The sequence below is a fragment of the Flavobacterium sp. S87F.05.LMB.W.Kidney.N genome (assembly GCF_004366435.1).
In the GTDB taxonomy this organism is placed as follows: Bacteria; Bacteroidota; Bacteroidia; order Flavobacteriales; family Flavobacteriaceae; genus Flavobacterium.
Map to the genome: position 1 here is coordinate 286,183 of NZ_SODX01000007.1, position 21,077 is coordinate 307,259.

Here is a 21,077-nt window from a genome sequence, read left to right on the forward strand (position 1 = left end):
ATTGAAATAAAAAATATAGAAAAATCAACGTTTTATAAAATTGACAATCAGTCGTTTAAGAATTAGAGTATTTTAATACATTTTTTAGCACATTTTTAATTCACTGATTATCAAAATCTTGTTTCGTTAAAAAAAATATAAAGCTTTTAAGAAGGCTAATAATCATTTTATTTATTTAATTTGTCAAAATTTATCTCGAATATGGTTGAAAATGTAGATGACAGAACTGTTCCAAAAAACGAACAAAGTGCCATGAATGCGATCACGATTGACTGTGTCATCTTTGGTTTTGACAAAGGCAGTCTCGAGGTGCTTTTGGTACAGCATGGAGAAGGAATCAGTAAGGGAAAATGGGGTCTTCCTGGGGGATGGATTTATAAAAAAGAAAGCACAGATGATGCTGCACACCGTTTATTGAACGAACTTACTGGACTGGATAATATCTATTTGGAACAGCTGAAAGCATTTGGCGATCCAGATCGTTTTCCGCTAAGACGAGTAATTACGATTGGTTATTATGCTTTGGTCAAAAGAGAAGATTACAATATTAAAGCAGGTTTTACAGCTTCGGATGCTAAATGGTACAAAATAAACAGTATTCCAGATTTGATTTATGATCATAATGAGATTTTAGCGTATAGCTTGAAACACCTTCGAAATAAAGTTCGCCAGACTCCAATTGGATTTAATTTATTACCTGAAAAATTTACTTTATTACAGTTAATGCAACTCTATGAGGAAATTTTAGGAATCGAGATGGACAAACCGAATTTTAGGAGAAAAATTCTTCACATGAAACTTTTGGCAGCTTTAGACGAAAAACAACAAGACGTTTCACATCGAGCGGCTCAATTGTACAAGTTTGATCCAGAAATTTACACGAAATTAACGGAGAAAGGTTTCAATTTTGAATTCTGATTTTCAATTGAGATATAAAAATACTTTTTGCACTTCGAAACACAACAATAAAATTGACAGAAACAACTACTAATCATCACAAACCAGCCGTAGACGGAATCACAATTGACTGTGTTTTCTTCGGATTTAATAAAGAGAGTCTCGAAGTTCTCTTGGTGCAGCATGCCCAAGGTGAAAGTAAAGGAAAATGGGGACTTCTTGGCGGATGGCTTCAAATAGACGAAAGTGCAGATGATGCTGCCCAGCGTATTCTACAAGAACTTACGGGTCTCGAAAATATTTATTTGGAGCAGTTAAAAGCTTTTACAAACCCGAGACGTGTTCTGGAAAGACGTGTTGTTACCATTGGTTACTATACTTTAGTCAATCGAGAAGATTATAATATTAAAGCCAGTTTAAGAGTTATCGAAGCCAAATGGTATAAAATAAATGAAATTCCAGATTTGATTTTTGACCATAACGAAATTCTAGATTTTAGCTTACTGCAGCTGCGAAATCGCGTTCGTCAGGCTCCGATTGGTTTCAATTTACTTCCAGAAAAATTTACGTTATTGCAGTTGATGCATTTGTACGAAGAAATTTTAGGAATTGAATTGGATAAATCGAATTTCAGACGAAAAATTCTTCACATGAAACTGCTGACAGAACTCGACGAAAAACAAAAAGACGTTTCGCACAGAGCAGCTAAACTTTATAAATTTGATGCTGAAATGTACAAGAAATTAACAGAAAAAGGATTCAATTTTGAATTTTAGGCTTCTTTTTAATTCACAACTATCAACTATCGCAGATCAACATTCCAGAATCCAAAACTTTGCGCTATCTTTGCGCCTTAATAACATGCTTTAAAGCTATTGCTTTAGTGTTATTTATACCCAAAAATACTTAAACTCGTTAAGAGAACTGATATATAAAAATGAAGAAGATACGTAACTTTTGCATTATTGCACACATTGACCACGGTAAAAGTACATTGGCGGACAGATTATTAAGCGCAACACAAACCGTTACAGCTCGTGAGGAAAAAGCACAATTGCTTGACAACATGGACCTGGAGCGTGAGCGCGGAATTACCATTAAGAGTCATGCCATTCAGATGGAATATACTTATAAAGGGGAAGAATACATCTTGAATTTAATTGACACTCCTGGTCACGTAGATTTTTCATATGAAGTTTCGAGATCTATCGCAGCCTGCGAAGGAGCTTTATTAATTGTTGATGCTGCTCAAAGTATTCAGGCACAAACGATTTCAAATTTATATTTAGCACTTGAAAACGACTTGGAAATTATTCCGGTTTTAAACAAAGTCGATTTACCAAGTGCCAATCCAGAAGAAGTTAGTGATGATATTATCGATTTATTAGGATGTAAATTAGAAGATATTATTCATGCTTCTGGAAAAACTGGTTTTGGAGTTGAGAACATTCTTGCTGCTATTATCGAAAAAATTCCTGCACCTAAAGGAAATCCAGACGAACCTTTACAGGCTTTGATCTTTGACTCGGTTTACAATCCGTTTCGTGGTATCGAAGTAATCTTTAGAGTTGTAAATGGTGAAATCAGGAAAGGTCAGAAAATTAAATTCATGGCAACTGATAATGAATATTTTGCTGATGAAATTGGAACTTTAAAATTAAATCAAGTTCCTAAAAATGTAATTTCTACCGGCGACGTTGGTTATTTGATTTCTGGAATTAAAGAAGCAAAAGAAGTAAAGGTTGGTGACACGCTGACTGATGCCAAATTGCCTACAACTAATATGATTACTGGTTTTGAAGATGTAAAACCAATGGTATTTGCTGGAATTTATCCTGTTGATACAGAAGATTATGAAGATTTGCGTTCTTCTATGGAAAAATTGCAATTGAATGATGCTTCGCTTGTTTTTACGCCTGAAAGTTCTGCAGCTTTAGGATTTGGTTTCCGATGCGGATTCTTAGGAATGCTTCACATGGAAATTATCCAAGAGCGTTTAGAGCGTGAGTTTGATATGACTGTAATTACAACAGTTCCTAACGTTTCGTATTTGGCTTACACCAAAAAAGATCCAGAAACTCCTTTAATTGTAAACAACCCATCAGATTTACCAGAACCTTCAAAACTGGACAGAGTTGAAGAACCCTATATAAAAGCTACTATTATTACAAAAGCTGATTTCGTAGGAAACGTAATGAGTTTATGTATTGAAAAACGTGGTTTAATTACGAATCAAACTTACCTAACAACAGAGCGTGTTGAGTTAAACTTTGACATGCCTTTGGCTGAAATTGTATTCGATTTTTACGATCGTTTAAAGACAGTTTCTAAAGGGTATGCTTCTTTCGATTACTCTCCTATCGGGATGCGTACGTCGAAATTAGTTAAACTGGACGTTCTATTAAATGCACAAACTGTCGATGCACTTTCTGCATTAATCCACGAAGACAACGCCTACAATATCGGTAAAAAAATGACCGAGAAACTACGTGAGTTAATCCCGAGACAACAATTTGATATTCCGATTCAAGCTGCAATTGGAGCAAAAATTATTGCTCGTGAAACAATTAAAGCACTTCGTAAAGACGTTACCGCAAAATGTTACGGTGGAGATATTTCGCGTAAGCGTAAATTACTGGAAAAACAGAAAAAAGGTAAAAAACGTATGCGTCAGGTAGGAAACGTTGAGATTCCGCAAGAAGCATTTATGGCTGTTTTGAAATTGAACGACTAGTTTTTTAGAAAATAGAATAGAGAATATAGATTAACCCGATAACAAAAGTTATCGGGTTTTTTATTTTTTAAGAATTAATTCTCAGTAAACACTCAGATTGACACCTGAAAACTTAAATTTTAGGCCATAATTAAACAAGTAAATACTTATAAAATTACATCTTTTTTAACTCTATTGATTCATTATTGATGCATTCGATTTAGATTTTAAAAATTCTAGATTTTAAAATATAACTTTAATCCTACAACTTAAAATTATTATTATGAAAACTAAATTTTTTATTCTTTTATCGATGTTAACTTTCTCATTTGCTAATGCACAACAAGAAGAAGTTGATTCGGAAATGAACTCAGCAAAGGGAGTAACCTTTCAAAGCGGTGATATGTTCTTAGAAGGTTCTATCAAAATTAGCACAGGCGGTGATGCAGATTATTATGGTTTTAGTCCAAAATTTGGGTACTTATTAAATGATAAATTTGCTGTAGGAGCAAAATTAAACTATTCTAGCAACAAAGTAGAAACGACTCAAGTAGAAACTAATGTATTTGGGGTTGGAGCTTTTGCACGTTACTATTTCTTGGAATTGGATAAAAAACGTTTAAAAACTTATGCTGAAGCTGGTTTAGGATTTGGAAGAAACAAAACAGATATACCAAATGTTGGAAGCGATACTGACAACAGTTTAACTGCTGATATCACTGTGGGATTAAATTATTTTGTAACCAAAAATATTGCTGTAACTTTTGTATTAGCAAATATGCTGTCTTACAACAGTGTTTCTCCAGAAAATGGTCCTTCATCTGATACTTTCCAATTAAATATTAATTTATTTGAAAATATTTTTGACCAACCTCAATTTGGTCTTTTATATAGATTTTAATTCTTTCCTGCTATTTACTTATAAAAAAGCTGTCTCAATTTGGGACAGCTTTTTTATTTCTTTAAACCCTAAACCTTTGTAACTTTGAGCATCTAAACTTTTGAACTTAAAAGAAAAAATGCTCGACGAAACTCCAAAACGATTTGACCGAATTGTTGCGATTCTTATTCAATTACAGTCAAAAAAGATTGTAAAGGCACAAGAACTGGCAGACCGTTTTGACTGTAGTTTACGAACTATTTACAGGGATATTAGAACGCTTGAAGCTTCTGGGGTTCCTATTTATAGTGAAGCAGGAGTAGGCTATGCACTAATGGAAGGTTACAGACTTCCGCCCGTAATGTTTACGCGAGAAGAAATAAGCAGTTTTATTGCTGCCGAAAAACTAATGCAGAAATTTACAGATCCTTCTTTAGGAACACATCACGCATCGGCGATGTACAAACTCAAGTCGGTTTTAAGAAGTGCAGACAAAGACTGGCTGTCCAACATTGAATCAAGGGTAGTTATGCAGACTGCGGAGCCAATGTTTAATGACAATTCTCCGAATACACTGGCTGTTCTTTTTGAAGGAATTGCAGAGAAAAAACAAATTCTTTTAACCTACAAAACTTTTGATAAAGAGGAAACAACACAGCGAAATCTAGAACCCGTTGGGGTTTTTCATGATAATAATAATTGGTATTTTCTAGGTTATTGCCATTTGCGAAAAGATTATCGCCAGTTTAGAACCGATCGCATTCAGGAAATCAAAAAAACCGAATTTGATTTTACTATTGAACACGATGCATTGGAAACTTATTTGGCTAAAACGGAAACTTGTCCTACGACAAAAGTGAGAATCTTAATTGAAAAAAAAATCGCAAGATATTTGACCCATGAAAGAAAATATCATGGCTTTGTTTCAGAAAAAGAAATAGGTGATAAAATCGAAATGCATTTTATGTGCCGTGATATCGAAAATGGTTTTCCAAGATGGTTTCTTATGTTTGGAGATTATGCAGAAATCCTGGAGCCCCAAATATTAAAAACTAAAGTTCTAGAACTTTTGGAAATCAACAAAAAAAGACTTTTATAAAAAAACTCCTGAAAGAATTATCATCAGGAGTTTTTTTAATTTGAATATTTATCTTTCCCAGAAAAATGGCGGTTCAATGTTTAAAGCTCTTAAATATACATAAGCTTGTCCACGGTGGTGCACTTCATTATCAATGAAATACAAAATATTCTGAATGACTGGAAATTCATACTGCCCAAACAAATTAAAAGTTTCGCTGAAATCTTCGACTGCTAATTGTTCCCAATATTTATTTATTTCTTCTGTCGCTTCGTCCCATTTTTGAAGATATTGTGCTTTAAAAATTAATTTTTCTGATCCTTCCGAAAATGCTTCGGTTTGTTTCGTTACAATTCCTTTAAGTCCTGGAACTGCTATAGCCAAAAGTTCATCCACTAATTTGGCAAAAGGGCGCATACCTCCAATTGAAAATTCAAAGAAATCTTTCTCAGGAAAAAGTTCAATTAATCGACGTGTAAGAGCGCGGTGTCCTTGCCAGTGTTTCAATAAATCTTCTGATGTAATAACTTGTGCTTCTAGTGTTTTCATGGTTTTAAAGTTTAAATATTTTTAATACTTCAAAAGTAAAATGGGTTGGTGACAACAGTTTGTCAGCAGGAAAAAATATTTTTAAAAATATTCTATTATTCATTCTTTAACCATACAATGAGATTCATCAATTGTTTATTTTTTTCGAATTTAACAAAAATTAAAATTATCACACATTTTTGTTCAATCACTCACAAATAACCATAAAATACTGACAATCAAAAATTTATAAAGAAATAATTTCGTAACTTTAATAACCGAACAAATAGAATATGAATTATGAGATCTGCTCTACTTCTACTTTTATTATTGTATTCGACCCTATCTTCATCACAAGGAATCGTAGTCGACACTACAACTTTGGGCATACCTGAACTGGTAAGAGCAGAATTAATGCAAAATGGCTGTTCAAACGAAAGTAATTTTAAATTCTCGTCACATCAAGGTATCGGTAAATTCACAAGCACAAATCCAAACTTTCCTATTTCAAGCGGAATCATTATAAGAAACGGAATCGCCAAATATACAGAAGGATCATACAGCGGTACTAATGAAAGCAGCCAGCTGAACAATGCTACTGATAGTGATCTACAGATTATCAGCGATAATAACGGACAAGTTGTACCTGTAACAGATGTCAGTTTTCTTCAATTTGATTTTACACCGCTGTCAAGTAATTTTAGTTTTGATTTTCTTTTTGCGTCCAATGAATATGGTGAATTTCAATGCGGATTCAGTGATGTATTTGCCTTCATACTGACTGATTTAACAACAGGAATTTCAACAAATCTTGCCGTTCTGCCGGGAACAAATACTCCAGTTTCAGTTAAAAATATTAGAGACCAGCAGTATAATTCGTCGTGTTTATCTGCCAATGCTAATTTATTTGATCGTTATAATGTCACAAATCCTTCGCAGTCGTCCATCAATATGAGAGGCGAGACGAAAGTTTTAACAGCTTCTTCAACGGTGATTCCAAACAGAACTTATCGCATAAAACTTGCTATTGGCGATTACAACGACAGTAATTATGATTCGGCAGTTTTTATAAAAGGCGGCAGTTTTATGACAACAATGGATTTAGGCCCCGACAGAACACTTTGTCAAGGTGAAAAAATTACACTCAAATCTGATCTTGCAGAAAATTTTGCTTATACATGGACATTAAATGGAACGGTAATTCCTAATGAAACCACGAATTCTTTGACAGTCAATAAAGCAGGAACTTACGGAGTTACGGCAACACTTTCTGGTTGTGTGGTTAAAGACGAAGTGGTAGTTAGCGAGTTAATTATTAAACCTCCCCAAAATTTAACGGCCTGTTACAGTGCGACTGGCTCTTATCAATATGATTTAACGCAAAATAACTTGACGACATTAGGTATCGATCCAGCTAAACACGCTATTTATTATTTTGATTCCTTAGCTTCTGCCAATGCAAACGGACCAATGATACCAGAAAATCAATTAAAATCTTTTATAAGTTCTGGTAACCAAACCATATACATAAAAGTGGTGCCTGTTTATGACAAAACCTTTTTTTGCAACAATATAATTTCATTTAATTTATTGACAACCGCTCCAATCAATGTTGTAAAACCACCCGACTTAAAGGTCTGCGATAATATTTCTAAAAATATAACTGTTGATTTAACTACTCAGGAACCAATCATTCTAAACGGATTAAATGCTTCCGATTATAGAATCAGGTATTATAACAGCGAAATAGACGCTAACAATGCCAGAAATAATATTGCCGAACCGAAAACATTTACTACGTCTACTCAATCTTCGACAACTATCTGGGTACGGATTGAAAATATTGCGAACTCGGTTTGTTACACAACAGTCAGTTTCAGTATACTTATTAACCCGCTGCCTCCAGTAGATACTATTCCAAATGTTATCGCCTGTAATAGCTATACATTGCCGCCAATTTCAAACGGTACATATAATACAGCTCCGAATGGAACAGGAACTAAATTAAATGCAGGAGATGTTATTACGAAAGGAGGTCGTTACTATATTTACCAAGGTCCCACGACAAATAACTGTACCAATGAGACCAGCTTTAATGTAACCCTAATCTATGAAATTGGTTTTAAAAAAGAAGCATGCGGTCAATATGTTGTTCCACAGTTACCTGCGGGTGGTTTTTTCACTCAGCCAGGAGGACAAGGAAATGCTATTCCCGAAGGCACTGTATTTACAAGCAGTCAGACTATTTATTATTATGCGGTAATTAATGGAGCGGTGTGTCGCGACATAGCGGTACCTTTTACAGTCTATCCTTTACCCGCAATAGATAAACCTGCCAATGTAGTAACTTGCGATTCATATACATTGCCTGTTTTGTCAAACGGAAATTACTTTACATTATCAGGAGGTTTAGGAAGAGCCCTAAAGGCGGGTGACCAAATCACTTCGAGTCAGACAGTATTTGTTTTTGCAAATGACGGGAGATGTACCGATGAACATTCTTTTAAAATCGATATTGTCAATTCTCCAATTTTTGTTCCGATTTCACGATGCGGAAGTTTTACGCTGCCTCCAGTTGCCATTGGAGGTTATTACGAAAGCCCTGGGGGCCAAGGAAAAAACATTCCGGCTGGAACTGTTATTACCAGTTCGCAAACCGTATATTATTATGCCGCAACTACAACTTCGCCCAACTGTACCGAAAATCTTAAATATGTAATTACGATAAAACCGCTCCCATTGGTAGATACACCTGCCAATAGACTCGAATGTGCAAGATATGTTTTGCCTCCATTGACAAATGGTAACTATTTTACAAAAACCAATGGTGGAGGTACCGCATTAAAAGCAGGCGATATTATTACCTCAACACAAACTATCTATGTTTTTTCGGTAGGGCCTGAATGTACAAATGAGCATAGTTTTACAGTTGAAATCAGACCTCTTCCTCCTGTTGACAGTTTTACTGATGTGGTTACCTGCACCGATTTCAAACTTCCGAAACTAAAAAATGGAAAATACTATACAGCCACGGGAGGACCAAATGGTTCGGGAATGCAACTTGCAGAGGGAACAGTTATCAACACCACACAGACCATTTATATTTATAATGAATGGGCCAATTTTACTTCCTGCAGCAATGAAACGTTTTTTAAAGTTAATTACAACGGAATTGATGTGGGCAGTTTCAGCAATATAAATGTTTGTGACAGTTATACTCTGCCTCCGTTACAATTGGGAAACTATTATGCACAGCCAGGCGGAAAAGGCGCTGTCATTCCAGCAGGAACAATTTTAAAAACTTCGCAGACCATTTATGTTTATGCTGTTAGCGGTACACGTCTGACCTGTGTTAGTGAAAAGAATTTTTCAGTGACGATTTCCCAAACTCCTGTATTGGCTAATACTCCTGATGTTGCCATTTGCGAAAGTTATACTTTGCCTCCTTTAACTTTGGGAAATTATTACAGCGAACCCAACGCTGGGGGAACTCAATATGTGGCAGGGCAAAAAATAAGTATGAGTCAAAAAATGTATATCTACGCAGCCTCAGCCACAAATTCCAGCTGTTTTGCACAGGATGATTTTTATATTACCATTTATCCGTTAAAAAATTTCTCTGTACAGAACGGAGTCATTTGTGTTGATTATCAAACTGGAACATTACAGCATTCGGCACAATTGAATTCAGGAATCACTTCAACCGATTATACTGTAGAGTGGTATTTTAACGGAAATAAAGTAGGCACAGGACCAACTTATACCGCTATTCAGGACGGAACGTATACCGTTGTACCCGTTAAAAACATACCCGATGTTGGTAACGACTGCGGTTATAATCCAGCTACTGTAATTGTCGAAAAATCCAGTCCGGCAATTGCAACCGTAACCGTGTCAGATGAATTTGAAGATAATATTGATATCATTGTAAACCTCACTAACGGTTTCGGAACTTATGAATATCAGCTGGACGATGGTGATTTTCAAACCAGCAATATATTTCAGAATGTTGACTCCGGAGAGCACGCTATTACAATAAGAGACATAAAAGCCAATTGTGACAACCTTATTTTATTTGCCAAAGTGCTTAAATATCCTAAATTTTTTACCCCAAACAACGATGGGTACAATGACACTTGGAATATCCCAGATCTAGCTTATCAGCCAGAGGCGGTCATCACGATTTACGACCGTTATGGCAAATTACTAAAAATGATTAAACCTTCTGGTGCTGGCTGGGATGGTAATTTTGACGGCAGTGCACTTCCTTCTTCTGATTATTGGTTTCGGGTTACTTATACACAAAATGGTATGATTCAAGAATTCAAAGCTCATTTTAGCATGAAACGATAATTACTGGAAAGATAAAAAAACTTCGTTTATAGTTATTAAGCCTTCAACTTTGTACCTTTGCATCTTAAAAACCTTTGTACCTTAAAAAAATGATTGAAGATAAAAATCAACAAAGAACTAGTATAGCTCAATTGGGCGAATTTGGCTTAATTGAACATTTAACCAAAAATTTTGATGTAACTCAGGAATCAACATTAAAGAGTATAGGCGATGATGCAGCTGTTCTTGATTTTAAAGACAAAAAAGTTGTAGTTTCGACCGATTTATTGATAGAAGGCGTTCACTTTGATTTGGCTTACATGCCTTTAAAACATTTAGGTTACAAATCTGTTGTGGTAAATGTTTCAGACATTTGCGCCATGAATGCAAAACCGACCCAAATTACTGTTTCTGTGGCGGTTTCAAATCGTTTTCCACTTGAAGCTCTTGAAGAGTTGTTTGCTGGAATTACACATGCTGCAAAAGAATATAAAGTTGATGTTATTGGAGGTGATACAACCTCATCTCAAAAAGGTTTAATTATCAGTATCACTGCAATTGGCGAAGCTGATGAAAACGAATTGGTTTACAGAAATGGAGCTAAACAAACTGATTTACTGGTTGTGACGGGAGATCTTGGTGCCGCTTATATGGGACTGCAGGTTTTGGAACGTGAAAAACAGGTTTTCCAGGTTAATCCAAACAATCAGCCAGATTTAGATCCGTACACTTATTTAGTGGAGCGTCAGTTAAAACCAGAAGCCCGAAAAGATGTTCGAACACTGCTTCATGCTTTAGATATTAAACCAACTGCTATGATCGATATTTCGGATGGGCTTTCGTCTGAGATTATTCATATTTGTAAACAATCAAAAGTAGGATGTAATTTATATGAAGATAAACTGCCATTGGATCCTCAGTTTATTTCTACCTGCGAAGAGTTTAATATCGACAGCACAACTGTTGCCATAAATGGCGGTGAAGATTATGAACTTTTATTTACAATTGATATTAATGACTTTGACAAAATAAAAGGAAACCCGAATTTCTCTGTTATCGGACATATGACGGAGGAAAATGAAGGAATACATCTTGTAACTCGTGCCAATACCAAAATCCCTTTAAAAGCGCGCGGATGGGATGCTTTGACCGAATAAATTTTTAAAAAATTCAAATAAAAAATTCCAAATTCCACTACCGATCAACATAATGGGATTTGGAATTTTTTATTTTTGGAGTTTCATTTTTTTAGAAAAGCCCTTTGCTTCTAGCTTCTTTAATCAAATCTTCATCAGATCCGCTTCTAATTTTGAGCAGTTCTTTCAGATGTTTTTTTCTTTTTTCAATTGCATTTAAAGAGATTGGAATGTTTTGAAGCATCTCATTAATACTCGCTCCTTTTGATAAATGAACTAATATCTGTTTATCATACTGATCAATTTCGATAGCATTATGAGTCGACTGATTCAGCATTTTAACGACCGATTGACTGTAATATTTTTCGCTCTTCATTACTTTATCAAATGCCAAAAGCAATTCTTCAAAAGTAAGGTCGTTTTTAATTATTAGACCATTGGGCTGAATTGTTCTAATAATTGTTTTAATTTTTAGAAGTTCAGTATACATCGTAAGCAGAACAATCTTGCAAGAAGGCATTTTGTTTAAAATCAGTTTCGCCAGATCCTCGCCCGAAAAAATTTCTTTTTCTTCATAAGCTGGCATGCTGATATCTAAAAAAGCAATATCAAATGCAGGCGTGTCATTACTTTCAATTATATCATAAGCTGATCGACAATCATGTGCTTGTGAAATTAAAAATTCATATTGTTTTGGTTTGTAACGCGTTATTGCATTTTTGTATCCTTCAATAATAAATGGATGATCATCTACTATTAGAATATTTTTTTGAACCAATTCCGGAACTGGAGCTGTTAAATCAAATGTCATTATATTGCAGGTTATTATTTGGATCTATTGGGATTTTTACAATAAGGACGGTTCCTTCCGATTTGGCAGATTTTATGGTAACTGTCCCCTTACATTCTGTTGCTCTATATTCTATATTATGCAAACCAATTCCATTTTTGGTTTTTTTAGTATTAAATCCGACTCCATCATCTGCGATAGTTAAAATCAAATTATCATTTTCAATTTCAAACTCCACTTTAATAATATCTGCCTTTGCATATTTATTACAATTTTGAAGTCCTTCTTGAATAATTCGGTATAAATTGATTTTGACAATATTGCTTATTAATTCCCATTTGATATTAGGATCAAAAGAAGTTATCAATTTTGAGCTATACGTATTTCTCTGATCTTCAAATAGTTTATTTAGGATAGCAACAAAATTATTAATTAATTCTGATTTTTCCCTATTCAAATCATGAGAAATTTCTCGAATATCCTGTTCAATATTTTTAAGTTCTGCTAAATACTTTTTTCTTTTAGACGCGGCTTCAACTTCATCAACCTTATCCAAGCTGTCCAAACTAATTCTAATTCCAAACATACGGCCTAAAACCCCATCATGTAATTCCTGCGCAACTTTTTTCTTTTCCTTAATTCTAGTCAGCTCAATTTCATTTTGCTGTGAGATCATCATATTATAAATGTCTTCATTCGCAATCTGCTGCTGTTGTTTAAAAATTAATTCACGGTTTTTAGCCTGCTGTGTTTTATAAACGTAAAAAAACAATCCGAGCAATGTACAAATACTAAAGACATAAACCAAGGTTTTATTTTTTTCTTGAAGATTGGAGTTTTGGTCTTTTATCTCGTTGGTTTCGTATTCGATACGAGAGAATTTTTCTCCCATATTTCTCTCTGCTTTGAGCATTTTATCATTTAATCGAATATATTCTTTTGAATACTTAGATGCATTTTGGGGATCTACAACAGCAATTTGTTTTAGAGCAAGTAAAGTATTCGCCAATTTATCTGAAGAACGCGACAGAAGCAAAGCTTTTTTCGAAAACTGTATAGCTTTAAAAGTATCTCTTTTAAATGCATAATACTCTGACAAATGAATTTGATTGGATATTTTAGCCATTTTTAACCCAAGACTATCTCTGATTTTTAGAGACCTGTAAAACTGATCGGGAAGCCCGTCTAATCGTTTTGATTTCAATTTTGAATAAGCCAGATTATCAAGCAGCATGGCGTACAAAATAGTTTTTTCTTCGAAAAGATTTTTTTCTTTAAGTCCTTTTTCAAAATAAACAATCGCTTGTTTGTAGTTTTTCATACGCATGTAAACAAACCCGATATTGTTTAAAGAAGTCGCTTTTAGTTGAAGATCAGCTGGAATCGATTTATCATTTAAAGTGTTTAAAGCTTTATTCTGATACTCCAATGCTTTTTCATATTCTTCCCTTTCATTATATAAAATACCCAACAAATTATAACATTCATAAAGCTGGTCATTTACATTTTTTTGGTTTTTCAATATGCTTAAAGCTTTGAATACAGATATTTCACTTTCAAAAAAATCTGATTCGTTATATTGCAGACTCGCTTTGCTTAATAAGGTTTTTGCCAAATTATATTGATCGTTAATCTGCAAATAAATCTTCTGCGCTAGAAAATAATTTCTGAAAGCACTATCAGAAATCACTTTTGAACCATAATAATCCCCTAGGTAGATATATGCTTTGGCAATACTTGCCGAATCTTTACTACTTATGGACCTATCTAAAACCAGTTGTGAAATTGCATGATATGATTTAAAATCATTCATATTATAATACCTATTGGCAATCTTAAACAAATTAACCCTGTTAATGGAGTCGTTTTTTTGTTTAACTACTATAGAAAATGCCTTCTGAGCATATTTTTGTTTAAGGTCATAATTTATCTGAATATCATTTGACAATGACAAATAAACGGGAAGGCTATCCTGCACTGAAGTTAGTTCCTTTGATTTTTTCTTTTGGGTACAACCTGAAAAAATCAACAATAAAAACAATAATATTGGAAAATATCTTTTCAATGCAAATTTTTAATTTTACCAAAAATACTAAAACTATAAACATAAAAAAAGGCTGCCAAAAATTGACAGCCTAAAAGACTTTGCAAATATTTTTTTAATTAGTCTATTTTCTTAGAATCACCAAAAGATTGGTTGATTTTAGCAAAACCTAATTCGTTGTTTTTAACTACTATCTTATTATTAGCAATACGTGGATCTTGTTTTCTTCCTCCTCCAGTAGAACCATCTACAGGAGAGACTACGCCTAACTTTTCATTAGAAAAAGTTGTTGAAGTTGGTAATACAAAAGAAGTTGCAACTATTGCTAATGAGAATAATCCGAATGTCAAAGCTGTTTTTTTCATGACCTGAGGTTTTTTAATGTTTGTCTAATTTTTGGAGAATGAATCACAATTGCTGTGAATCAGAGTGTAAAACTAACACCAGAATCGAAAAAAATTTATATAAAAAATTGAGTTTGTGGTAGATCATACCCAATTGATAGTCAACGGATAGCAAATCTGTGTAAACATCTGGTTTTTAGATTTCTAAGTAATTTCCTGCAGCAAAATCAGCAATTATCAAGTCGACATTTGCTTTGTATGTTTTAGAAAAAGGAATCTTTTTGGAGGAGTTTTTTATGTAACAGATTGAGTTTCCGCTATGAATTCTCGAAATGTAATTTCTATTAATTACATAACTATTATGAATACGAATAAAAGGATACGTTAAAACACTTTCAAAATGCTTTAACGTTTTAAATGCTGTAATCATTTCGCCAGTATTCAAATAAATATCGGTCGAATTATTATCAGCCTGAAAATAACAAATATCTGCTGCGTTTAAATATCTATAATCGCCATACGATTTTATACAAATCGTTAATGGCTTTTCGACGTTTTGAGGAATCGTTACGTTATTTACAATAGAAGTGGGTTCTTCTGTAAAACTTACAGTTTTAGACTCTAAATTTGCTTTTTTAAGCTTTAAAACTGTTTTTAGGAGGTCTATATGTGCAAGAGGTTTCAAATGATAATCAAAGACACTATATTGAATGGCTTCGAAAGCTTTGTCTTTTTGATTAGTGGTAACGATAATTTTGGGAATTTCTTGAAAAAATCGATGCAGCTCGCTGATAAAAGCAAGAGATAATTGGCTTGATAAATCTTTAGGTTCAATTTCTAGGAAAACCAAAGCAGGTTTATGTTCTAAAATCAAATTTAAACCATCTTGAAAATTTGACGCCGATGCGGTAAAAGATAATTCTGAAAAACCTGCAGCGGTTGTTTTGGTTTTCAAAACACTTTCAGCATCATCGTCAATTATGATATACGAATACTTCTTCAATTTTTGGTTTTGTTGATTTTCTTACTTCGCAGTCATACTCAAAAAAATTCAATTTGATGTAATGAAGAAAAGTTTGGTTTTGGCATTTATCCGCATTTAAAATTACGGATTTAAATATTTTAATCATTTCATTGTTAACACATTACACCAAAATGTTGATACATAAAGTTGAAATGCAAAAAAGATCGATAAAATACCTGTTTTTTAAAATCAAAAATCCCAAATTCTCCCGAGGTTTCGGGACGGAATTTGGGATCTAGAGTATAACATGTAAAGATTACATTTTCATTAACCAGTTTTTCATCGAAACTTCATTTTCAATAATAGCTCTTAATTCAGTAATTTTTACACGATCTTGTTCCATTGTATCTCTATGACGAATTGTTACTGTTTCGTCTTCAAGCGTCTGGTGATCTACTGTAATACAGAATGGCGTTCCTAAAGCATCTTGTCTTCTGTAACGACGTCCTACAGCATCTTTCTCATCATATGCCACATTGAAATCCCATTTCAAATCTTCAATGATTTTTCTTGAAACTTCTGGCAGACCATCTTTTTTAACCAAAGGCAATACTGCTGCTTTTGTTGGCGCTAAAACTGACGGCAATTTTAAAACTGTTCTTGTAGAACCGTCTTCTAATGTTTCTTCTTTTAGTGAAGTTGCAAAAACAGCCAGGAACATACGATCTAAACCAACAGATGTTTCTACTACATAAGGAACATAGTTTTCGTTTAGTTCAGGATCGAAATATTGTAATTTTCGTCCAGAATATTCTTCGTGAGCTTTTAAATCGAAATCTGTACGAGAGTGAATTCCTTCCAATTCTTTAAATCCGAATGGGAAATTAAATTCGATATCCGCTGCTGCATTTGCGTAGTGCGCTAATTTTTCGTGATCGTGAAAACGGTAATTTTCTTTTCCTAGCCCTAAAGATAAATGCCATTTCAAACGAGTTTCTTTCCAGTATTCGTATGATTTCATTTCTTCTCCTGGACGTACAAAAAACTGCATTTCCATTTGTTCGAATTCACGCATACGGAAAATAAATTGTCTTGCCACAATTTCATTTCTGAAAGCTTTACCCGTTTGAGCAATTCCGAAAGGAACTTTCATACGACCAGATTTCTGAACATTTAAAAAGTTAACGAAAATACCCTGCGCCGTTTCTGGACGTAAGTATAAATCCATTGCGTTTTCTGCAGAAGCTCCAAGTTTTGTTCCGAACATTAAGTTAAATTGTTTTACCTCTGTCCAGTTTTTAGAACCAGTCTCAGGATCAGCAATTTCTAATTCTTCGATCAAAGCTTTAACATCAGCTAAATCTCCGTTTCCTAAAGAACGACCTAAACGCTCTCTGATTTCTTTTTCTTTAGCTAAATATTCAATTACACGAGCATTTGTAGTTACAAATTCTTGTTCGTTGAATGCATCGCCAAAACGAGCTTTTGCTTTGTCAATTTCTTTTTGTGCTTTTTGGTGAATTTTTTCAGCATGATCTTCAACCAAAACGTCAGCTCTATATCTTTTTTTAGAATCTTTATTATCAATTAATGGATCATTGAATGCATCAACGTGTCCAGAAGCTTTCCAAGTTGTTGGATGCATTAATATCGCAGCATCAAGGCCGACAATATTCTCATTCATCTGAACCATTGATTTCCACCAATATTCACGGATATTCTTTTTTAATTCGACACCATTTTGTGCATAATCATAAACAGCACTCAGTCCGTCGTAAACTTCGCTTGACGGAAAAATAAATCCGTACTCTTTTGCGTGCGAAACCACATTCTTAAATATATCTTCTTGTTTTGCCATAGTGATGCAAAAATATAAAAAGTACCTTTAAAAAAAAGAAAAATAATAAAGATTGAAGTATTGATTTTGTTACTTTTGTAAATAAAATCTCTCTTTTTGTGATTAATTACCTAATAAATCTATTTTTCCCTAAAGTCTGTGAGGGATGCCGAGCTATTTTACTGCAAAATGAAATTGTTTTCTGTACTTCCTGCCGTCACGAAATGCCTCTTACTCAATATCATTTAGACCCAAAAAATCAAGCTGTAAAAAAGTTTTACGGCAAGATTGATATTCAATTTGCTTCGACGTTTTTATATTTTAATAAAAAAGGAATGGTTCAGGAATTAATTCACAACCTAAAATATAAAGGTCATGAAGAAATTGGAACTGTTTTAGGAAACTGGTATGCCGAAGATTTAAAAGAAATTCAATTGGAAATTCCTTTTGATGCTGTAATTCCAGTTCCTTTACATCCAAAAAAATTTAAGGAACGTGGTTATAATCAAGTTACAACCTTTGGAAAGGCTTTAGCCGAAGGCTTAAAAATTCCTTATAACGATTCGGTTTTATACCGAAAAAAATATTCTAAAACACAATCTAAAAAGAATCTTTTGGGAAGATCTGAAAACATCGAAAATATTTTTGATGCAGTTTTGACAGAAGAAAATCGCAATAAACATTTTCTAATTGTTGATGATGTCCTGACAACTGGCGCAACACTCGAAGCTTGTTCTAGAGCATTACTAAAAATTCCAGGAACAAAAATTAGCATTGTCTGCATGGCGATGGCGAACTCTTAGCGTAAAATTTCAATAAAAAAATCCAAATTCCAGCTTTTATTGGAATTTGGATTTTAAATCTTTGGTTTTTAAAATTTTAATTCACCAAAATTTTCCTGATTGTTCTTTTATCTCCATCAATAACTGTAACTAGATATACTCCATTTGGTACATTTGGTAATTGAATATCTTGAATAAAATATCCTGAACCTTGAAAAGTATTACTGTAAACGTATTTTCCCAAAATATCATGAACATAAATTTTTATCTCTTTTACTGAATCTCGGTTAAATTGAATGGTAAAATTTCCTTTGTTTGGATTTGGATACAAGGCAAAATCTATATTTTCAAAATCTGAATTTCCAAGTGTATACGTTCTATTGCAGATGTTTACTGAAGCAGAATTTATTGTTCCTAAAGCTCCAAGAACTGCATCTCGCACTCTAAAAGTCCAATTTCCTTGTTGATTTTCTCCATTAAAAGCACTTAATAAACTAGCTGGAATTACAATTTGACTTGTAGTAGTATTACAATTTAAAGCAGTTCCGCTGTCATCAAACTGAAGTGCTAGAGTTGAATTTGTACTGCCGCAGCTTTTATTAAATAAACTTACAACTGTTCCACTTGGACTTACAATCTGAATTTCAAGATCTGAAAATCTTGCATGCGTAACATTCAAAGATACATTTACATCTGAGATAGTTCCTGTTGACGCTGGCACTGCAACAGTTTTGCTAATAAAGGTGCTTCCGTTACCAGTCGAATATCCGCCTTCAAAGTTATATGTAGAACAACTTGTAGAAACTGTATAGCCAACTGCAAATGGATTACTATTTACAGCATAGTAAATATTACTTACAGGTTCTATTAAAATCCTGCAATTAGTAGACGCATCAATATTCGATGGAATTAATATAGTCTCAGAACCGTCATTTAAAGTATTTGCAGCTAGTATAATCGGAAACGTTAAACCTCCATCTAGAGATAATTTTATATTGACATTTGTCGAGCCTGGAAGCGTACTTGTATTGTTGACACTCCAAGTAACCGTTTGTGTTGATCCTTTTTCCCAGCCAATATTATCCACGTTCTGAGAAGTTACCGCAAACGGTCCTGCAGAAGCACTTACTGTAACAACCATTGCATCGGTATTTGTTTGAGCTGTTCCTGCTGGCGCGTTATCTCTTCCTGTTAAAGTAAAATTCATTGTTTTTGCTATAGAAGAAACAGATTCCCAAGTTGTTGTCAACTGATTGTTTAGCACAGAACTCAAAGCTGGCATATAACGAACTGGTGAAGTTGTCGGCGGGAGTGATCTAAACATTGGTCCGTCAGGTTTTGTTGGATAAGCGATACTATTAGATCCAAAAGCGGTAATTGCACTGTCAAACTGCTCCCAAGTGTAGGTTATAGAATTACCTTCGGAATCTGAGCCCGTTCCTGTTAAAACAAAAGGTGTACTTATAGGAATTGTGTAATCTGCTCCTGCGTTTATTATTGGCGGATTATTAGTTATAGCAGTAGTTACCGGACAAGTTTTCCCCGCTAAATTATTCTGTATTTGATTGATACTTCCGTAAGAAAAATAATCATCAGAATTACTTTGAACATCATAATTTCTTGTTACACCAGCATAGGCCATAATTGTAGAACCGCTTCCTGGTTCATATTGTGTTCCTGTTCCTTCTCCGGCATGAGAAAAAGTGTGCGATCCTCCCAATTGATGCCCCATTTCGTGAGCAACAAAATCGATATCAAAAGTATCTCCTTGAGGTTTTGCATCAGATGGTGAAGTATAGGCACTCCCTTTTCCTAAAGGAACACTAGAAGTTGGGTTTACGCACACACAGCCAATACAATTTGCATTACCGCCTCCGCCCGAACCTCCGAACAAATGTCCAATATCATAATTGGCATTACCAATTACATTCGTCAAAGTAGTCTGAACTTCTTGCCCCCAAGTTCCTCCAGGATCTGCTGCCCCAACTGATGGAATAGAATAAGGATCTGTAGAAGCATCTGTATAAATAACTGCATCATTATTAGCAATTAAAACAACTTTTACAGAAAGATCTCTATCAAAAACACCATTCACTCTAGTTAAGGTTGCATTCATACCTGCTAATGCTCCGGCTTTTGTTCCGCCAAAAAAGGCTGTATATTCTCCCGTACACGATAATGCTAAACGAAATGTTTTAAATTGTTTGGCATTAGAAGTTGTTTTTGCTGTATTTGATGCTTTATTTTCTGAAACTAAATTGGCTGTTTTACAATCCAATCGCATTTTCGAATCTGCATTATCTGCAGATTTAAACACAACATATTCTGATTTATCATCTGGATTTTGTTCAATATATTCTGTTGGTTTTGCCATACGAAAAACCATGGTCTGCAATCCGATTGGAGCAACGCTAAAATGTATTTTAGCATTTTTATCATCTATTCCTCTTCCTTCATAAGCTCTAATTTCTGGATATTTGGCTTGCAATTCAGGATCAAAATTAGAGGATTCCCAAACCGAAAAACGTTCTAAAGTTCCTTCCGTATTCGGAATCGTTATTTCGGTTGTATTGCTTAAAGCCGATTTACTTGTAGTTGAGGCAAGTTTGGCACTAAGCAGATCTGCATTTAATTTATAATACAGTTTTCCCGAATCTAAAACGTTTGCTTTTCGCGAAAGCGATGATGAAGAAGTTACTTTTTGCCATAAAACATTGTTTTGAGCTTTCATGTTTATGCAGCAAAAAATAAG

The 21,077-nt window shown here is 34.1% G+C and carries 15 protein-coding genes; 8 read left to right on the forward strand and 7 right to left on the reverse strand.

Translation table 11 applies throughout. The features are described 5' to 3' along the window. Positions 1 to 201: 201 nt before the first annotated feature. From EDB96_RS20100 to EDB96_RS20120, 5 genes are all read left to right on the forward strand, one after another. The gene (locus EDB96_RS20100) at positions 202 to 918 is read left to right on the forward strand and encodes an NUDIX hydrolase (RefSeq protein ID WP_057115270.1); all 717 of its coding nucleotides are present in this window, start codon (positions 202 to 204) and stop codon (positions 916 to 918) included. Positions 919 to 971: 53 nt separating this feature from the next. Further along, entirely contained in the window at positions 972 to 1,673 is a 702-nt protein-coding gene (locus tag EDB96_RS20105) for an NUDIX hydrolase (protein WP_057115271.1), read from the forward strand. Positions 1,674 to 1,834: 161 nt separating this feature from the next. Beyond that, positions 1,835 to 3,631 (forward strand): translation elongation factor 4, encoded by a 1,797-nt coding sequence (gene lepA, locus EDB96_RS20110; RefSeq protein ID WP_057115272.1) that lies wholly within the window; start codon positions 1,835 to 1,837, stop codon positions 3,629 to 3,631. A gap of 262 nt (positions 3,632 to 3,893) precedes the next feature. Then, complete coding sequence (locus EDB96_RS20115) at positions 3,894 to 4,511, forward strand: outer membrane beta-barrel protein (protein ID WP_057115273.1); 618 nt, start codon at positions 3,894 to 3,896, stop codon at positions 4,509 to 4,511. A 118-nt stretch (positions 4,512 to 4,629) separates the two neighbouring features. Further along, positions 4,630 to 5,589, forward strand: coding sequence for a helix-turn-helix transcriptional regulator (locus tag EDB96_RS20120; RefSeq protein ID WP_134142802.1), 960 nt, complete (start codon positions 4,630 to 4,632; stop codon positions 5,587 to 5,589). Positions 5,590 to 5,637: 48 nt separating this feature from the next. On the opposite strand, the gene EDB96_RS20125 is transcribed toward EDB96_RS20120, so the two are convergent. After that, the gene (locus EDB96_RS20125; RefSeq protein ID WP_057115274.1) at positions 5,638 to 6,117 is read right to left on the reverse strand and encodes a DinB family protein; all 480 of its coding nucleotides are present in this window, start codon (positions 6,115 to 6,117) and stop codon (positions 5,638 to 5,640) included. Positions 6,118 to 6,396: 279 nt separating this feature from the next. Between EDB96_RS20125 and EDB96_RS20130 the strand changes: the two genes are divergently transcribed. Both EDB96_RS20130 and thiL read left to right on the forward strand, forming a co-directional pair. Continuing rightward, the gene (locus EDB96_RS20130) at positions 6,397 to 10,449 is read left to right on the forward strand and encodes a T9SS type B sorting domain-containing protein (protein WP_134142776.1); all 4,053 of its coding nucleotides are present in this window, start codon (positions 6,397 to 6,399) and stop codon (positions 10,447 to 10,449) included. Between the two features lie 89 nt (positions 10,450 to 10,538). Continuing rightward, positions 10,539 to 11,585 carry a thiamine-phosphate kinase gene (gene thiL, locus EDB96_RS20135; RefSeq protein WP_057115276.1) on the forward strand — a complete coding sequence of 349 codons (1,047 nt, stop codon included), beginning with the start codon at positions 10,539 to 10,541 and terminating at the stop codon, positions 11,583 to 11,585. Between the two features lie 91 nt (positions 11,586 to 11,676). Here the strand turns inward: thiL and EDB96_RS20140 are convergent, their stop codons facing one another. The 5 genes from EDB96_RS20140 to EDB96_RS20160 form a co-directional block, all read right to left on the reverse strand. Continuing rightward, complete coding sequence (locus tag EDB96_RS20140) at positions 11,677 to 12,375, reverse strand: response regulator (protein WP_057115277.1); 699 nt, start codon at positions 12,373 to 12,375, stop codon at positions 11,677 to 11,679. After that, positions 12,365 to 14,167: an ATP-binding protein gene (locus EDB96_RS20145; protein WP_243839386.1), complete on the reverse strand. Its 1,803-nt coding sequence runs from the start codon at positions 14,165 to 14,167 to the stop codon at positions 12,365 to 12,367. The genes EDB96_RS20140 and EDB96_RS20145 overlap by 11 nt, the downstream gene beginning before the upstream one ends. A 350-nt stretch (positions 14,168 to 14,517) precedes the next feature. Further along, positions 14,518 to 14,763 carry a hypothetical protein gene (locus EDB96_RS20150; RefSeq protein WP_134142779.1) on the reverse strand — a complete coding sequence of 82 codons (246 nt, stop codon included), beginning with the start codon at positions 14,761 to 14,763 and terminating at the stop codon, positions 14,518 to 14,520. A gap of 175 nt (positions 14,764 to 14,938) precedes the next feature. Continuing rightward, positions 14,939 to 15,745, reverse strand: a complete 807-nt coding sequence (locus EDB96_RS20155) for a LytR/AlgR family response regulator transcription factor (RefSeq protein ID WP_134142780.1) — start codon at positions 15,743 to 15,745, stop codon at positions 14,939 to 14,941. A gap of 277 nt (positions 15,746 to 16,022) precedes the next feature. Further along, positions 16,023 to 17,564, reverse strand: a complete 1,542-nt coding sequence (locus tag EDB96_RS20160) for a glycine--tRNA ligase (RefSeq protein WP_134142781.1) — start codon at positions 17,562 to 17,564, stop codon at positions 16,023 to 16,025. 98 nt (positions 17,565 to 17,662) lie between these two features. On the opposite strand from EDB96_RS20160, the gene EDB96_RS20165 reads away from it, so the two are divergent. Then, positions 17,663 to 18,346 carry a ComF family protein gene (locus EDB96_RS20165; RefSeq protein WP_243839387.1) on the forward strand — a complete coding sequence of 228 codons (684 nt, stop codon included), beginning with the start codon at positions 17,663 to 17,665 and terminating at the stop codon, positions 18,344 to 18,346. A 76-nt stretch (positions 18,347 to 18,422) separates the two neighbouring features. On the opposite strand, the gene EDB96_RS20170 is transcribed toward EDB96_RS20165, so the two are convergent. Then, positions 18,423 to 21,056 carry a reprolysin-like metallopeptidase gene (locus EDB96_RS20170; protein WP_243839388.1) on the reverse strand — a complete coding sequence of 878 codons (2,634 nt, stop codon included), beginning with the start codon at positions 21,054 to 21,056 and terminating at the stop codon, positions 18,423 to 18,425. Between the last annotated feature and the right edge of the window lie 21 nt (positions 21,057 to 21,077).

Excerpts from the sequence above, each read along its gene's own strand:
- EDB96_RS20100 (WP_057115270.1), top strand. The coding sequence starts at position 202 with ATGGTTGAAAATGTAGATGACAGAACTGTTCCAAAAAACGAACAAAGT.
- lepA (WP_057115272.1), top strand. The coding sequence starts at position 1,835 with ATGAAGAAGATACGTAACTTTTGCATTATTGCACACATTGACCACGGT.
- EDB96_RS20115 (WP_057115273.1), top strand. The coding sequence starts at position 3,894 with ATGAAAACTAAATTTTTTATTCTTTTATCGATGTTAACTTTCTCATTT.
- EDB96_RS20120 (WP_134142802.1), top strand. The coding sequence starts at position 4,630 with ATGCTCGACGAAACTCCAAAACGATTTGACCGAATTGTTGCGATTCTT.
- EDB96_RS20125 (WP_057115274.1), bottom strand. The coding sequence starts at position 6,117 with ATGAAAACACTAGAAGCACAAGTTATTACATCAGAAGATTTATTGAAA.
- EDB96_RS20130 (WP_134142776.1), top strand. The coding sequence starts at position 6,397 with ATGAGATCTGCTCTACTTCTACTTTTATTATTGTATTCGACCCTATCT.
- thiL (WP_057115276.1), top strand. The coding sequence starts at position 10,539 with ATGATTGAAGATAAAAATCAACAAAGAACTAGTATAGCTCAATTGGGC.
- EDB96_RS20140 (WP_057115277.1), bottom strand. The coding sequence starts at position 12,375 with ATGACATTTGATTTAACAGCTCCAGTTCCGGAATTGGTTCAAAAAAAT.
- EDB96_RS20145 (WP_243839386.1), bottom strand. The coding sequence starts at position 14,167 with ATGAATGATTTTAAATCATATCATGCAATTTCACAACTGGTTTTAGAT.
- EDB96_RS20150 (WP_134142779.1), bottom strand. The coding sequence starts at position 14,763 with ATGAAAAAAACAGCTTTGACATTCGGATTATTCTCATTAGCAATAGTT.
- EDB96_RS20160 (WP_134142781.1), bottom strand. The coding sequence starts at position 17,564 with ATGGCAAAACAAGAAGATATATTTAAGAATGTGGTTTCGCACGCAAAA.
- EDB96_RS20170 (WP_243839388.1), bottom strand. The coding sequence starts at position 21,056 with ATGAAAGCTCAAAACAATGTTTTATGGCAAAAAGTAACTTCTTCATCA.